The sequence below is a fragment of the Bacteroides sp. B1-V-101 genome, assembly GCF_023656585.1.
GTDB classification, from domain to species: domain Bacteria; phylum Bacteroidota; class Bacteroidia; order Bacteroidales; family Bacteroidaceae; genus Bacteroides; species Bacteroides thetaiotaomicron.
Map to the genome: position 1 here is coordinate 13,752 of NZ_JAMOKH010000003.1, position 15,952 is coordinate 29,703.

Sequence of the window (15,952 nt, forward strand, 5' to 3'; positions counted from 1 at the left end):
TCAGAACAAGATTATGGAAGAAAAAAATAAGAAAGACATAAACAGAAGAGATTTTATCAAAATCGTAGGTATCAGTGCGGCTACATCGACAGCGATACTATACGGATGCTCGTCAAAAGGCACTTCTTCATCAAGCAGTGCATCGGCAGAAGGGGAAATTCCTACCGATAAAATGACTTACCGCACGTCTCCAACAACAGGCGACCGCGTGTCACTTTTAGGATACGGCTGTATGCGCTGGCCTCTCAAACCGGCTCCCGACGGTAAGGGTGAAGTGATCGATCAGGATGCAGTGAACGGATTAATCGATTACGCCATCGCTCATGGAGTAAACTATTTCGATACATCTCCGGCCTACGTGCAAGGTTTTTCTGAGAAATCCACAGGAATTGCGCTAAGCCGTTATCCACGTGATAAATACTTCATTGCTACCAAACTATCCAACTTCTCTCCGGATACATGGTCACGCGAAGCTTCCCTCAAAATGTATCATAAATCTTTTGCAGACCTTCAGGTGGACTATATCGATTATATGCTGCTTCATGGCATCGGTATGGGTGGAATGGACGCCCTTAAAGGACGATATCTGGATAATGGAATGCTTGACTTTTTGATAAAAGAACGTGAAGCAGGTCGCATCCGCAATCTCGGATTCTCCTATCATGGCGACATCGAAGTATATGATTATCTGCTTTCCCGACACGATGAGATAAAGTGGGATTTCGTACAAATACAGCTTAACTATGTGGACTGGAAGCATGCGAAAGAGACAAATGCCCGGAATACCGATGCCGAATATCTGTATGGTGAGCTACATAAAAGGGGGATTCCATCCATTATCATGGAACCGCTTTTGGGAGGTCGCTTGTCTAAACTGAATGACAATCTGGTGGCACGCCTCAAACAACGCCGTCCGGAAAGCAGCGTAGCTTCATGGGCTTTCCGCTTTGCCGGAACGTTCCCCGATATATTGACTGTATTAAGCGGTATGACATATATGGAACATTTGCAGGATAACCTGCGTACTTATTCTCCATTGGAACCGCTGACTGACGAAGAGATGGATTTTCTGGAAGACACGGCACAGTTAATGCTGAAGTATCCTACCATCCCTTGCAATGACTGCAAATATTGTATGCCATGTCCGTATGGTCTGGATATTCCGGCTGTCTTATTACATTATAACCGTTGTGTCAATGAAGGCAATGTTCCTAAAAACGGACAGGATGAGAATTATCTCAAAGCCCGCCGGGCATTTCTTGTAGGATATGACCGCAGTGTACCTAAACTCCGTCAGGCTAGTCATTGCATCGGATGTAATCAATGCGTACCTCACTGTCCTCAAAACATAGATATACCCAAAGAACTGCACCGGATTGACCAATTTGTAGAACAACTGAAACAAGGAACCTTATAATGGAAGAATTAATCAACTTATTACACTCGGGAGGATATTCCTGTGTGATTGCCAATGGAGACAACATACGTACCTTTACCCAACGTGGCGTAGCGGATTTATATGATTTGCTGACACAGGAACCGGATTTCCTGAAAGGAGCTTCGATAGCCGACAAAGTAGTAGGGAAGGGGGCTGCCGCCCTCATGATTTTGGGAGGTATCCGGGAACTTCATACAGACATCATCAGTTCGAAAGCGTTGGATTTATTACGAAGCTCGGATATAAAAGTCCATTTCGTACAAGAAGTACCTTTTATATGGAATCGTGATCACACAGGCTGGTGTCCGGTAGAAACGATGTGTAGCGAAGAAGAATCGGCAGAAGCCATATTGCCGCTGATTCGTGATTTCCTCGAAAAAATAAGAAGTGGTAAAAAGTTGCAGGAGAAATAAAAGCGCGAAACAGAATATGAAAACAAATACAGTTTGTTTGTTTTTGTTCGGCAGCCTGCTTTCCATTTCAGGAATGGCACAACCCGGAAAAGACAGCACACAAGTCAAAAGAAACTATACTATCGACGAAGTCGTAGTTACCGGAACACGGAACGAGACGGATATTCGTCACCTTCCCATGACTATTTCAGTAGTAGGAAGGCAACAAATAGAGAAAAGATATGAACCTTCACTTTTGCCGCTATTGACGGAACAGGTTCCCGGATTCTTTACTACCAGCCGTGGTATTATGGGATATGGTGTGTCCACAGGTGCGGCAGGTGGCATGAGTCTGCGTGGTATCGGAGGCAGTCCGACGGCAGGTTTATTGGTTTTGATCGATGGACATCCGCAATATATGGGATTGATGGGACATCCGATTGCGGATGCATATCAGTCTATGTTGACAGAGAAAGTGGAAGTCTTGCGCGGCCCTGCCTCTGTACTCTATGGCTCGAATGCAATGGGCGGAGTAATCAATATAGTCACCCGCAAACAGCAGGATGAGGGAGTAAGAACGAATATGCAGGTAGGGTATGGCTCATACAACACTTTGCAGACGGAATTTTCCAACCGTGTAAAGAAAGGACGTTTCAGCAGTATCGTTACCGGTTCTTACAATCGTACGGACGGACATCGTCCCGATATGGAGTTCGAACAATATGGAGGATACGCGAAGTTAGGATATGATTTCAGCTCTTCCTGGAAACTCTGGGGAGATGTAAATGTAACCCATTTCAATGCTTCCAATCCGGGAACGATACAAGTTCCACTTATCGACAATGATTCGCGTATTACACGTGGTATGACCTCGCTTGCCTTGGAAAACCATTATGAGAAGACATCAGGAGCTTTGAGCCTTTTCTATAATTGGGGACGGCATAAAATCAATGACGGATATAAAACAGGAGAACAACCACAAACATCACACTTTAATTCTAAAGACAAGATGCTCGGCATTTCCTGGTATCAGAGTGCTACGTTCTTTACAGGCAATCGTCTGACGGTAGGATTTGACTATCAGCACTTCGGAGGCGAATCATGGAACAAAGTCTTGGCTACCGGAGAGCGGAAACCGGGAGTAGACAAGCAAATGGATGAATTTGCAGGATATGTCGATTTCCGTCAGGATATAAATAGCTGGTTGTCATTGGATGCGGGTGTTCGTGTAGATCATCACTCTCATGTAGGTACTGAATGGATTCCACAGGGAGGACTGGCTTTTCATCTTCCCAAAAGTGCAGAACTTAAAGCGATGGTGAGCAAAGGATATCGTAACCCTACTATTCGGGAAATGTATATGTTTGCTCCTGCCAATCCGGAACTGAATCCGGAAAAACTGGTCAGTTATGAACTTTCCTATTCCCAACGGTTATTGGAAGATGCCTTATATTACGGACTGAACCTGTATTATATTAATGGTGACAATGTAATTATGAGCAACGGTTTGACGCCTCCGCTGAACGTCAATTCCGGAGAAATAGAAAACTGGGGAATTGAAGCGAATATCGGTTATCGGTTTAATTCTCATTGGAATGTGAATGCCAACTATAGCTGGTTGCACATGGAGAATCCGGTTCTCGCCGCTCCTGAACACAAATTGTATGTCGGAGCAGACTATACCGCAGGTCGCTGGACTGTATCGACAGGAATGCAATATATTAAGGGACTTTACACTTCTGTAATCGTTAATAATAAAGGCACCGAGCAACAGGATAGTTTTGTTTTATGGAATCTGCGAGGAAGTTATCGTGTTTGTAATTTTGCCAACATCTTTGTGAAAGGTGAAAACCTGTTGGCACAACGTTATGAAATAAATGCAGGGTATCCCATGCCCAAGGCAACATTCATGGGTGGTATTAATTTGAATTTCTAAAAGAATAAAGATATGGAAACAACAGTAAAACTCTATTCACTGAATTACAGTAATGTGAAGACCTATTTGGCAGCCTCGTTATTCATCGTTGGCAATATCCTTTTTCCCAGGCTCTTTCATCTCATTCCACTAGGTGGATTAACCTGGCTGCCTATTTATTTCTTCACTCTGATCGGTGCTTACAAATATGGCTGGAAGGTCGGTTTGCTAACTGCTATCTTGTCTCCAGTCATAAACTCTCTGCTCTTTGGTATGCCAGTGTCTGCAGTATTGCCTGCCATTCTATTGAAATCCGTATTATTAGCTATCGCCGCCGGATGGGCTGCGCAACGCTTCGGACGCATTTCTATCCCTGTATTAGCAGGAGTAGTCTTGTTTTATCAGATCATCGGAACATTGGGAGAGTGGATGTATATAGGAAATTTCTACAATGCCGTCCAGGACTTCCGCATCGGTATTCCCGGAATGTGCCTGCAAGTATTAGGAGGTTATTTGTTTATTAAATACTTGATATGTAAATAATGTCTCTAATTAAAAAATAATAAGCAGCTTTTTCTGCAAAGAAAAAGCTGCTTATTATTTTATTCATCTGAATCATCTTCTATAATACCGGAAGAAGAAATACTATATTTCTTAGCATATTGACTCGGACTCATCTTATATTCTTTCTTGAATACTTCCCGGAAATATTTGGATTCTGAAAATCCACACATCTCCGAGATTTCAGTAATATTATACTCACCTTCTTTTAATAGTTGCGTAGCACGTTTCAGCCGGGTTGTTTTTATCAATTCCTGAGGAGATAGTCCTGTTATTGCTTTCAGTTTATAATAGAAACGTGTACGGCTCATATTATGCAAATCGTTGAGAACCTCAACAGAAAAGGCAGGATTATTGATGTTGTCTTCTATCGTTTTTTTCACAGCCGATAAAAATTGCCAGTCAAGGCTATTAGTACATTTCGCTAAAGGAGTCTTAACCTCTATATCTATTTCCAAATTCGCATATTTGCTGCGCAATAATGCCCGATTCGCCAATAAATTGGCAATACTGGCTTTCAGGATTCTTATGCTGAACGGTTTTACAATATATTCATCAGCACCAATATCCAAACCATCGAGAATATTCTGTTCTTCACCCAAAGCAGTAAGTAACAAGACAGGAATATGTGATGTTTCAATATCATTCTTAATAGTGGAACACAGTTCGTCACCCCGCATTTCCGGCATCATAATATCGGATAGAATAAGCTCCGGCCAGAATTCTTTTACAATGATCAATGCTTCCTTACCATTACCGCAAGCCTGTACATTATACATCGGTGATAATGAATTGACCAGATAAGCACGTAGTTCATCATTATCCTCGACAATAAGAATACGTTGCAGATTCTCATCGTTTGTCTTTTCCGCCGCTTCGGATATAACCGGAGCATCCAGTACAGCTTCCTGTCTGCCAGTTTTTTCCGGATCTATCAGGTTCGAGTGACGGAAATGCTTATTACCCTTCGGGAAAACAACAGTGATAGTAGTGCCTTGTTGTTCAACACTCTCTATATTTATCTTACCACTATGGAGGTGCACCAATTTATCAACCAGCTTTAATCCGATTCCACTACCGGTTATTTTTGCATTAATAGCATTTGTACCCCGGAAGTGCATCTTAAGCAGTTTATTCTGTTCGTTTGCCGGAATGCCTATTCCCGTATCTTTGACTTCCAGCTTCCATGAGTCTTTAGTCTCAGAAATAGATACGCTGACTATCCCATTTTCTGGAGTATATTTTAACGCATTGGAAATCAGATTTTTTAAGATAGAATCCATCTTATCTTTATCAAACCATACATTCAGATAATTAAAGTCACTCTTATAAGTAAAATCAATATGCTTGATATTGGCATACGAACGAAAACTATTACATATCTCATTCATATACGTGTTCAGTTCATATTCTGAGATACGTAATTCGGAAGAATAAACATCAGCCCGTTCAAAGTTGATTAAATTAGTGCTCAACCGTAAAAGGGTATTCACATTTCTCAATGCCGTATTAATACGCTGCGAACCGATCTCTGTCAGTGTTTCTTCCTCAACAAACTCTTCCAAAGGAGCCTTTATCAGCGTAAGCGGAGTGCGGATGTCATGAGCTGTATTAATAAAGAAATGTGTTTTCTCATCCGATATCTTTTTCTGCTTTTTCAGAATCATTATCCGGAAAGCAATGCTGAAAACAAAGACAATCAGAAGCATATATATGAATATAGCCCAGCCATTTAGCCATACAGGTTGCGATATGATAATTCCAACTTGCCGTTCTTCGAAAACGATACTAGGTTCTTCCTTCGATATGGCACGTACATAAAGTTTATATTTGCCGGGACTTAAATTGGTAAAACGAATTAAACTATTGCCACTCAGTTGTACCCATTCATTATAAGAAGAGCCTTCCAACCTCCAATAATAAACTGAATGAGAAGGAAAATCATAGTTGATGGAAGAAACACGAAACGAAAAAGTATTCTCACCATATTTAAGTCTCAACACATCAGTCTTATCAATGTCTTTCTCTAAAGGAGAATCTTTTTCTCCCGGATAAATCGGTTGATAGGAAATATGAAAATCGCTGAATATCATTTTCGAATATTCATAATCCGGCAACTTTATACCTGCCGGAAATTCAACTGCCCCATCAACACTTCCAAAAACAAAATTATTATTTTTACGTAACGCACCGGAAGTTGCATTAAAACAAGCAGACATCATTCCCTGTTCGCGACTCCAGTTATGAAATGATCTCTTTTCTATAGAAAAGCTGGTAATTCCATTTTCCGTACTCATCATTATCTGTCCGTTCATTTCCGGAAGAATCGTATAAATACTGTTAGATACAAGTGCCGAATTATCAGCGTAATAGTGTTCAAAACTCATGTTTCCAGGATCATATATAAGTACTCCCGAGCCGTTTGTACCGATATACAGTAATCCGTCATTGGCCTGATAAAGAGTATTGATGTATATTGATTCCACAGGCATTAATATATACTGATATTCACCGGAATTCCGGTTAAGCAGAAAAAGTCCAGTAGCTGTCCCCACCCACATGAAATTAGTATCTTTTTCCTCAATCGCCGTAACAGTATTGACTCCGGGATACAACCGGACAGTATTTTTTCTAGGATCAATACATTTTAGATTGTAATACCCTCCCGACCATATATATCCTTTTGAATCTTTAATCATATCCCTGATATACTTATCCGGACGTATGTTGACAGAGCTAAGAAGAAAAGGCGAAAAGTACTCTACAGACAATGTTTTCTTGTTAATCTTATAAATACCCGACGTATATCCTCCTGCCCAGATAACACCCGGAGAAACTTCGCATAAAGTAATGAAAATATGGTTCTTATCTTTCAGCTGCTTATCATAAGAACTCAGAAAAGAATGCCATTGACCGGTTTTTGAATCCTGGAAACTTATCCCATTGCTGGTTCCAAACCATAAATCTCCTTCACTATCTTCAATAACCGCATGTACCTGATCATTGACGATAGACTGCTTATTACCGATAGAATGCTTTATCCAACGATAATTCTTATAACGGAAATCGACTACTGTGATTCCTGCCGGGTAATTGGCAAGCCAGATTCTTTTTTCTTCATCAATATAAATATCGGTAATATTATTTCCATTCATTTCATTATAGCTTTCGTAGTTTGCCACAATGAACGGAGAGGTATTACAAGTATTTACATCAATTTTGTGTACTCCCATTCCTTCCGTAGCAACCAGTAGTTCCTTTTGATTCAACGGTCTGATATGAGTAATACTCACATCACCCAACTTCGTATCTGATTTGATAATTTGATGAGCAGACATATCATAGGCAAAAGTACCATCACTAAAAGTTCCTACAAAAAGTCTGTGAAGCTGAGGATGGAAATAGAGACCGTTAATTTGCGTATAGACATGATCAAGCATATCTAAAGGAATGACTTTCAAAGCTTCGTTTTCAAACTGAGTATACCGGACCCCCATTTCTGTTGCTATAAAGAAATGAGTGTCATCAGCCTGTTCTACTACCGTAATATTATCTTCCAACAAATTAGGAAGCCGCATAACCTGAGTAGTCTTAGTATTATACAACAAAATAGAATCTTTGCCGCATAACCATAAATTGTTGTTACGGTCCAAATAACCGTAACTGATGACATCAGTGACTTTCGGTGACTTATAGACCATTGTAAAACGATCATACTTTTCTTCATACTGGAAAATACGTCCTTTTTTTCCAATGACCCATATCCCGCCTTCTTTATCAGCATATAGCCATCCGAGATGTATTTCGGAACTCAATTGTTTGTTTTCTTCGATAAGTTTATAGTGCTTTATATCCTTACCGTTATATCGGTCCATACCCTCATTAGTAAGAAACCACATATATCCTTGGTGATCCTTCTGAATATTGTATATTCTCCGATTGCTCAAACCATCCTCTACTCCAATATGTTTGTATGTTTGTCCATATGCCATTAACGGCAGTAATAATAAAAATAGTATAATATTCCTCATATAAATAGTTGTATTTAAAGTAGTACTATGGTCTATCTCCAAATAATAGTTAACAAAATAAATAAAAAAGGACGAGATAATCAAGTAAAATGTTCAACAAAACTTTTTTATTTCCATAGTTAATTATTCGTTGGTTGAAATATTATACTTTTGAGCGATATCAGTTTAAAATATGCAACTAAAATACTACTTTCAGCTGAGTTTCTTTTTATATACCCATGCACTTAATATAAAATAGATAACTGCCTGAATCCATAAAGTAATATATTCGGGTCGGATATCAGCCATACTTGCTCCCATTGAGTTCAACTTCACAAAGGCGAGTGTAGCAGGTGCTGCCGGAAAAATATAATGAGCAGCTTTCCAATACCAAGGCATCAGCTCCATCGGATAGGAAACACCGGAAAGAAAAATCAGTCCTACCGAGAAAAAGGCAATCATAAGCAATGGTGCTTCCGAATCAGTGAAATATCGGGAGGCTGCCAGCCCCAGAAAAGATGTCGCCAGCAAGTAGGGGATCATCATCAATACAATATACAATCCGTTTCCAATATTGGGAATACTAAAGAAATGAGGAAGCAACCCTAATAGAAAGAATGAAAAAACAGCATACAAACTACAGTAGACAAACGTTTTCCCTGATACAATACGTATAGCGACTGCCCAGCTTTTTCCGAAGGGAGTATAAGCAAGGATGCCTTTTGTCATATGCTCTTCTCCGGTCACCATACCAATGACCATCAGTAATGTCTGAAAAATGATAATGACCATAACGGCCGGAATCAGATAAGATCCATATCCTTCCGTATAGTTATAGAGTGCGGTTCCCGCTATATTTACAGGCTGTGCCATAGCTACCGCCAATAATCCCTGGGGAGGCAGAAAGACTGCTCCATCCGGACGATATTTGTCATTGATAGCCAGCATCACACGTGAAGAAGCTCCTTGTAAGGCTTCAAAATAGAGAAAAGCATCGGTAGTGGCATACAGAGAAAACACGGCTTCATCTCCACGAAATACCCGTTCCTCAAAATCATGAGGGAGATATAAAATACCTTGTACTTTTCCAGCTTTCATCCATTCCTTAGCTTCGTGATAATCCATAGCCTGATCATAAATTTCCGCTTGAGGCGTAGCATCCAGCCATCGGATGAAGTTACGGCTCAACTCGCTATGTGAGTTATCGACTACGGCAACCGGGACATCCGTCACAATATTGGGGGCATACATATAATTATAGAGCAATCCGTATACGAAGATTCCACCCATCAATACTAGTAATACAGCATAGCTGGTACTGATAGCCAGATATTCACGTCGGATGATGAACGATAACTGTTGTAACTTATTTAATTTTTTCATATTTATGACTTTCTATGGCACGTTTCAGATGAGGAAGCAACACTAAAGCCAGCAACGGAAAGATACATAGTATCACAACCGATGGCCAAAGGTGGATAAAACCACTCCCCTCGTAGAGCATATTTTGCATCATTTCCGTAAAATGACGGACAGGAAAAAGATAGGAGGCATCTCGTACCAAAGGATACATATTGGTCACCGGAAAAGTGACACCGGATAAAGTAGCTCCCAAAGAGCCGACCATGGAAACAATACTTATGATCAGAGAGATAGCCGGAAATAGCGAAAACAGGAATAATCCCAATGCCTGTGTTGCCACGACAAAAAGCGCTGTCAGCATATTCATCAATAACCAGCTTCCTTGAAAAGGAATATGCAGAATGCCGAACATCACATAATTTGCCAGACATCCTATCAAAATAAAGATAATGGTGTAGGGGAGTAGTTTTCCTAAAACAGCCGTTACCATATTTCCTTTGGCAACAAACAGCCATTCATCGGCAGTGCGAAATTTAATCTCAATTCCGACTGCATATACAGTAATGAGTAAAATCAATACCTGAAACAAGACGAAGAAAAACGGTTGGCTCAGATAAACCGAATAATCCAAACTCGGATTGTATATAGGGTGATTGCTGGCTTGTACGGGCAACAGGAATGTAGTGATCCTGTCTTGTTCCACTCCGAGAGCGACAGCTTGCATCACAATGGGAGAGAGCGACACAGGAGCCAGCGACGTTTCGAAAGCAGCCATCAATTCGCCACCTACCGAAAGCAACGCATAATGATAATAATAGGAGAGAGTCGCATTCTTTCCCGAAATAGCATCTTGCTCAAATTTGGGAGGAATGGAGAGATAGCCATAAATTTCTTTCTTCTGTACGGCCTTTCGGGCAGCTTCCTCATTCACAAAATGCCTTGTCACTTTAAATGTTGGCACAGCAGATATATTTCGGGCGATTGCTCGTGAAAAGGCAGTATTGTCCTGATCGACAATACCGATGGGAATGTTTTCCATCTGCCCGTTGCCGAAGATTGTTGCCATGAAGAAAAGGGTAAATAGCGGCAGGATGATACACACACCCAGATAAAGGCGTCGTGAAGTCATCCGTCGCCACTCCCTGAGCAGCACGGAACGAAAAGGAGAATATGTTTGTGATAAACTCATTCTATCATTCATTTAATGTCAGTAATACGGACATACCGGGGCGCAGGTCATCCACTTTCTGAGTGGGACGGGCATGGATCTCGAAGGTTCGTAAGTCATAACTTCCGGTCTGCTTCGTTGATTTCCAAGTAGCAAAACTTCCTAACGGACTGATATAATAGATTTTAAACTCAATACCTTTTTTATCGATGGCAGGCACATCCGCAACAAAGGTGCCCTCCATCTTAAATTGTGGCATCAAGTCCTCACGCACATTGAGAACTACATGAATATCGTCCATGACAACCAGGTTCATAATAGGAGTTCCCGGCGCAACCAATTCCCCACGTTTAGGAAAGATGGTAGCTATCTGACCGTTTTCGGGTGCTGTCAGCCGAGCATCGACCAATAGTGCCGAAACTTCTTCCACCGTACTTCTGGCAGCATTCACCATACTGGCGGCAGATTCTTTATCTTCTTTCTGTGCACCGTCTACCGCCATCTGATATTGTTCATAGGCTGCCCGTTCGGCTGCAACAGCAGCTTTATACATAGCTTCCACTTCATCTTTCCGCTGGGAAGTGACAACACTGTCTTTATATAAGGTAAGAATACGGTTATAAGTTGTTTTAGCCAGTGTAAGATCACTTTTTGTTTTGTTCCATAGTTGCAACGCGGTAGCAACAATCTGTCGACGGGTACCGGCATCTATTTTCTTATTCTGCTGTACGGCTACTTGCTCCAATGCATTCACCTGCTGATACTTGGCATGTATTTCGGGGCTGTTGATTACAACGAGAGTATCTCCTTGGCGTACCCAGTCACCTTCCTGAACCAAAAAGGTATCGATACGTCCGGGAAGTTTCCCGCTAATACGGATTTCTGTCGCTTCTGCCTGCCCTTGCAAGACGAGCGGTTGTTTGTGCATCAAGATTATTCCCAGAGCAGTAAAAATACCGACTGCCAGCATAATAATGACGAATGCCCATGAAAGGGTTCTACTAGTTGGTTTCATTGTTTGTTACGGTTTAGGTTGATAGTTTACAAATTGTTCCGGTGTGCCGCAGAGTGAAAGAAGATTCATCAATGCCACATCATATTCATAATATGCTGCCAGACGAGCCACTTTTACGTTGGCAAGCATGGTTTCAGTATCAATCACTTCGGTAGAAGTTGCCATCCCTTCAGTAAAGGATTTCTTTCGGATACGTACCAGTTCTTCACTTAGTTCGATGGTCGCATTCAGTGCTTTTACGTTATCCTGAGCTTTCTCCAATTGTGTATAGAGTTTATCCACTCCGACAGCAAGATCATCGCGTGCTTTCATTTTCCCTAAAGCCAGCGTTTGCTGGGTTAGTTTTGATTGCCGGATCTTCTTTTCCCGATCCAATCCGTCAAAGAGATTCCATGTAAAGCCAATTCCCACCATGGTACGCGGCAGTAAATTGCTTTGAATGCCATGCGAATAGAGGGTCTGTTTTCCAAAAAGGGCTATATTCGGCAAGTATCCGCTTTGGGCAATCCGTACTTCCTGTTTAGCGATATGTTCTTGCAGCTGCAGTTGATTAAGCATATAGTTTCCGCTGTTGACCGACATATCAAAAAGCATTTTGGGTGGTAACGAATCATTCATGAAAAGAGGAGAAGTAGGAACGATATTCTCATCCGTATCTTTTTTATTCAACAAAACTTTCAAGGCACTCTGCACCACTGTTTCTTCCTTTCGTGCAGCTTCCAATGCCCGTTTTGCTTCATCCATATTCACTTGTGCAAACAGTCGTCCTGCTTTGTCTATCATTCCGGCAGCTTCCAGTTTCAAAGCATTTTCATAATGCTTCTGCAGACCTTTATATGTTTCTTCACGTACCGCTATGACCTGTTGTGCCAACCGCAGACCATAATAACTTTCTGCCAACAGGTTTTGCTGGCTTGCAGCAGTCTGTGCACGATTCTCTCGCGCCAGATCCACCATTGTCCGACCAATATTTGTTGCACGAAATCTTTTTCCTCCGGAAAAGAGCACCCATTCTGCCGACAGATCAACAGTCGTCAAGTTTCTCGGAGTTAGTGGAAAGACAAGAGTATTGGCTCCTATTTTATCCAGAACAGCTGAGATTATCTGGTCATCCGGAATAATTGAATGTACAAAGTCTTTTGCCGGATCAGTAAACTGAGACAATGGCTGCTTCACTTCTATCTTCTCGGACATATGCACAAATGCACCTGTAGACTGCAAGGTAGGATACCAAAAAGCATTGAGCTTATCACGTTCTGCCTTGGCAATCTCTATCCCCTTATCAGCTATCTTCAAGCTCTGATTTCCCTGATTAAGCAGGTGCAACGATTCTTCGAAACTTAGCGGTGTCTGTGCATTTGTCTGAATGACGAAAAAACACAAAGCCCATAGTACAAAAAGTATCTTATTTTTTTTCATGCTGGTTAGGTTAAATCTAAAATTGAGACTTTCTAACAGATGAGAGGACGGGTTTGTTCACTTTGGCAAACGGAGAAAGAATCTTAAAAAAATGTTCTATATTTAAGATTACACAAAGAATAGCCCCATACATATTTCATCAAACAGCAGAAATTATGCATAAAAACGCGTAATAATATACAGAATTTCAATATGTTTTTGCATATATATTATCGGATTATACAGAAAAAGAACGTTATTTGAGCTATTTCCTTTTTAAAGGAACGATTACTTGGTTTTAAACCAACAGGACGTTGGTCGGTGAGGAACGTTCTGCTCCTTTAAAAGGAACGAATAAAACACAAGTAAAACAGGTCATTTGTTTTGGATACGACTAATATCTCAATCATTTTAATCTTTCAGATCGAATCAGTTAGTAGCCATTCTATTAACTTATTGTTAGTATAGGCAGATAAAATCACGCATATTGATAAGAATTAAATCCAATAATATTAAGTTTTGAAAATATCTGATTAGAAATCCAGAAGATTTTATCGAATCATTTTATTTCTATCTGTATATTTTAAATTGTACAGCAATCGAATATACGATTTTTCATATCCGATTCTTTTTTTCATCTGGAATAGAAATTATATTATAGATTTTCCTCTGCTAAAATTTGAAGAAATTTATTTGAGATATAAAAATTATGTTTACCTTTGCATCAACATTTCATAAGGCTTTTATGAAAGATACAAGTTGCGGTAGTAGCTCAGTTGGTAGAGCATTAGCTTCCCAAGCTAAGGGTCACGAGTTCGAGTCTCGCTTACCGCTCCATTATAAAACAGGTAGTCAGACAATGACTATCTGTTTTTATATTTTTACAAGAGTTCTTTTAACTCATTTTCTTGATATTTTATGTATCAGATAAATACGATAAAGTCCTAGAAAAGTGACTATAATAGTAACTATAAATAGGTAAATCAGTCACATAAGGCGGTATAAAGAAAATAATGCAAGAAGAATAGGGCAGTTCGTTCCTTTTTCGTATTTTTGCACCCTGTTTTAACATCCAAGAAAACTTAAATAGAAAAATATAATGGCAAAAGAACTGAAAGACCTTACCAAACGTAGCGAAAACTACTCACAGTGGTATAACGATTTGGTGGTAAAAGCTGATTTGGCAGAACAGTCTGCCGTACGCGGATGTATGGTGATTAAGCCTTACGGATACGCAATTTGGGAAAAGATGCAACGTCAACTGGACGATATGTTCAAGGAAACAGGGCACGTGAATGCTTATTTCCCGTTATTAATTCCAAAATCATTCCTGAGCCGCGAAGCAGAACACGTAGAAGGTTTCGCTAAAGAATGTGCCGTAGTGACTCATTACCGTTTGAAAAATGCAGAAGACGGCTCTGGCGTAGTAGTAGACCCTGCTGCCAAATTGGAAGAGGAACTGATTATTCGCCCTACATCAGAAACAATCATCTGGAATACATATAAAAACTGGATTCAGTCTTATCGTGACCTGCCTATTCTTTGTAATCAGTGGGCAAACGTTTTCCGTTGGGAAATGCGTACCCGTCTTTTTCTGCGTACTGCCGAATTCCTGTGGCAGGAAGGACATACCGCTCATGCTACACGCGAAGAGGCAGAGGAAGAAGCGATCAGAATGCTGAATGTATACAGCGAATTTGCTGAGAAATACATGGCTGTTCCGGTAGTGAAAGGTGTAAAATCCGCTAACGAACGTTTTGCCGGTGCACTTGATACCTATACCATCGAAGCTATGATGCAGGATGGAAAAGCATTGCAAAGCGGTACATCTCATTTCCTTGGACAGAACTTTGCCAAGGCATTTGATGTTCAGTTTGTAAATAAGGAAAATAAGATGGAATATGTATGGGCAACTTCATGGGGTGTTTCTACCCGTTTGATGGGTGCTCTGATTATGACTCACTCCGATGATAACGGCTTGGTATTACCTCCACATCTGGCTCCGATTCAGGTAGTAATCGTTCCTATCTATAAGAACGACGAACAACTGAAACAAATCGATGCGAAAGTGGAAGGCATTGTTGCCAAACTGAAAGCATTGGGCATTTCTGTGAAATATGACAATGCGGACAACAAACGTCCGGGCTTCAAATTCGCAGATTATGAATTGAAAGGTGTCCCTGTTCGTCTGGTGATGGGAGGACGTGACCTCGAAAACAATACAATGGAAGTAATGCGCCGTGATACACTGGAAAAAGAAACTGTGACTTGCGATGGCATCGAAACATACGTTCAAAAACTGCTCGAAGAAATTCAGGCAAATATCTACAAAAAAGCATTGGATTACCGCAATTCTAAAATCACGACAGTAGATACTTACGAAGAATTTAAAGAGAAAATCGAAGAAGGCGGCTTTATCCTGGCTCATTGGGACGGAACAACCGAGACTGAAGAAAAGATTAAAGAGGATACAAAAGCAACGATTCGTTGTATCCCATTCGATTCGTACGTTGAAGGTGATAAAGAACCGGGAAAATGTATGGTAACGGGCAAACCTTCTGCCTGCCGCGTCGTTTTTGCACGTTCTTATTAAAAATATCTATTTCAATAGTAAAAGAGTCAGATTTTTAAAATTGAGAATCTGACTCTTTTTTTATCCATTTCAGTTTTATTTCAGAAATATCTCTTTTCTT

Annotated in this window: 10 protein-coding genes and 1 tRNA gene; 6 read left to right on the forward strand and 5 right to left on the reverse strand. The window is 40.6% G+C overall.

The features are described from left to right. Positions 1 to 13 precede the first annotated feature (13 nt). Genes NBH01_RS03140 through NBH01_RS03155 form a run of 4 tightly spaced genes read left to right on the forward strand, consistent with a single transcriptional unit; the run spans position 14 to position 4,288 of the window. The gene (locus NBH01_RS03140; RefSeq protein ID WP_008765753.1) at positions 14 to 1,417 is read left to right on the forward strand and encodes an aldo/keto reductase; all 1,404 of its coding nucleotides are present in this window, start codon (positions 14 to 16) and stop codon (positions 1,415 to 1,417) included. Then, a complete protein-coding gene (locus NBH01_RS03145; protein ID WP_008761597.1) occupies positions 1,417 to 1,851 on the forward strand; it encodes a DUF1893 domain-containing protein in 435 nt (144 codons plus the stop codon). The genes NBH01_RS03140 and NBH01_RS03145 overlap by 1 nt, the downstream gene beginning before the upstream one ends. Positions 1,852 to 1,867: 16 nt before the next feature. Then, positions 1,868 to 3,766 (forward strand): TonB-dependent receptor plug domain-containing protein, encoded by a 1,899-nt coding sequence (locus NBH01_RS03150; protein ID WP_225679478.1) that lies wholly within the window; start codon positions 1,868 to 1,870, stop codon positions 3,764 to 3,766. 12 nt (positions 3,767 to 3,778) lie between these two features. Next, entirely contained in the window at positions 3,779 to 4,288 is a 510-nt protein-coding gene (locus NBH01_RS03155) for an ECF transporter S component (RefSeq protein ID WP_151209355.1), read from the forward strand. A gap of 59 nt (positions 4,289 to 4,347) precedes the next feature. Here the strand turns inward: NBH01_RS03155 and NBH01_RS03160 are convergent, their stop codons facing one another. The 5 genes from NBH01_RS03160 to NBH01_RS03180 all read right to left on the reverse strand — a co-directional run bounded on the left by NBH01_RS03160 (position 4,348) and on the right by NBH01_RS03180 (position 13,280). Then, complete coding sequence (locus NBH01_RS03160) at positions 4,348 to 8,337, reverse strand: hybrid sensor histidine kinase/response regulator transcription factor (protein WP_250699978.1); 3,990 nt, start codon at positions 8,335 to 8,337, stop codon at positions 4,348 to 4,350. A gap of 192 nt (positions 8,338 to 8,529) precedes the next feature. Next, on the reverse strand, positions 8,530 to 9,699 hold the full coding sequence (locus tag NBH01_RS03165) for an ABC transporter permease (protein WP_011107546.1): 1,170 nt from the start codon (positions 9,697 to 9,699) through the stop codon (positions 8,530 to 8,532). Continuing rightward, positions 9,683 to 10,867, reverse strand: coding sequence for an ABC transporter permease (locus tag NBH01_RS03170; protein ID WP_225679474.1), 1,185 nt, complete (start codon positions 10,865 to 10,867; stop codon positions 9,683 to 9,685). The genes NBH01_RS03165 and NBH01_RS03170 overlap by 17 nt, the downstream gene beginning before the upstream one ends. 4 nt (positions 10,868 to 10,871) lie before the next feature. Further along, positions 10,872 to 11,861, reverse strand: a complete 990-nt coding sequence (locus tag NBH01_RS03175) for an HlyD family secretion protein (protein ID WP_011107544.1) — start codon at positions 11,859 to 11,861, stop codon at positions 10,872 to 10,874. Between the two features lie 6 nt (positions 11,862 to 11,867). Beyond that, entirely contained in the window at positions 11,868 to 13,280 is a 1,413-nt protein-coding gene (locus tag NBH01_RS03180) for a TolC family protein (protein ID WP_225679472.1), read from the reverse strand. A 740-nt stretch (positions 13,281 to 14,020) separates the two neighbouring features. Here NBH01_RS03180 and NBH01_RS03185 point away from each other — a divergent pair. Beyond that, a tRNA-Gly gene (locus NBH01_RS03185) sits at positions 14,021 to 14,096 on the forward strand. Positions 14,097 to 14,358: 262 nt separating this feature from the next. Next, positions 14,359 to 15,852, forward strand: coding sequence for a proline--tRNA ligase (gene proS, locus NBH01_RS03190; RefSeq protein WP_008761590.1), 1,494 nt, complete (start codon positions 14,359 to 14,361; stop codon positions 15,850 to 15,852). Positions 15,853 to 15,952: the final 100 nt, after the last annotated feature.

Coding starts and splice junctions, on each gene's coding strand:
- NBH01_RS03140 (WP_008765753.1), top strand. CDS start 14: ATGGAAGAAAAAAATAAGAAAGACATAAACAGAAGAGATTTTATCAAA.
- NBH01_RS03145 (WP_008761597.1), top strand. CDS start 1,417: ATGGAAGAATTAATCAACTTATTACACTCGGGAGGATATTCCTGTGTG.
- NBH01_RS03150 (WP_225679478.1), top strand. CDS start 1,868: ATGAAAACAAATACAGTTTGTTTGTTTTTGTTCGGCAGCCTGCTTTCC.
- NBH01_RS03155 (WP_151209355.1), top strand. CDS start 3,779: ATGGAAACAACAGTAAAACTCTATTCACTGAATTACAGTAATGTGAAG.
- NBH01_RS03160 (WP_250699978.1), bottom strand. CDS start 8,337: ATGAGGAATATTATACTATTTTTATTATTACTGCCGTTAATGGCATAT.
- NBH01_RS03165 (WP_011107546.1), bottom strand. CDS start 9,699: ATGAAAAAATTAAATAAGTTACAACAGTTATCGTTCATCATCCGACGT.
- NBH01_RS03170 (WP_225679474.1), bottom strand. CDS start 10,867: ATGAGTTTATCACAAACATATTCTCCTTTTCGTTCCGTGCTGCTCAGG.
- NBH01_RS03175 (WP_011107544.1), bottom strand. CDS start 11,861: ATGAAACCAACTAGTAGAACCCTTTCATGGGCATTCGTCATTATTATG.
- NBH01_RS03180 (WP_225679472.1), bottom strand. CDS start 13,280: ATGAAAAAAAATAAGATACTTTTTGTACTATGGGCTTTGTGTTTTTTC.
- proS (WP_008761590.1), top strand. CDS start 14,359: ATGGCAAAAGAACTGAAAGACCTTACCAAACGTAGCGAAAACTACTCA.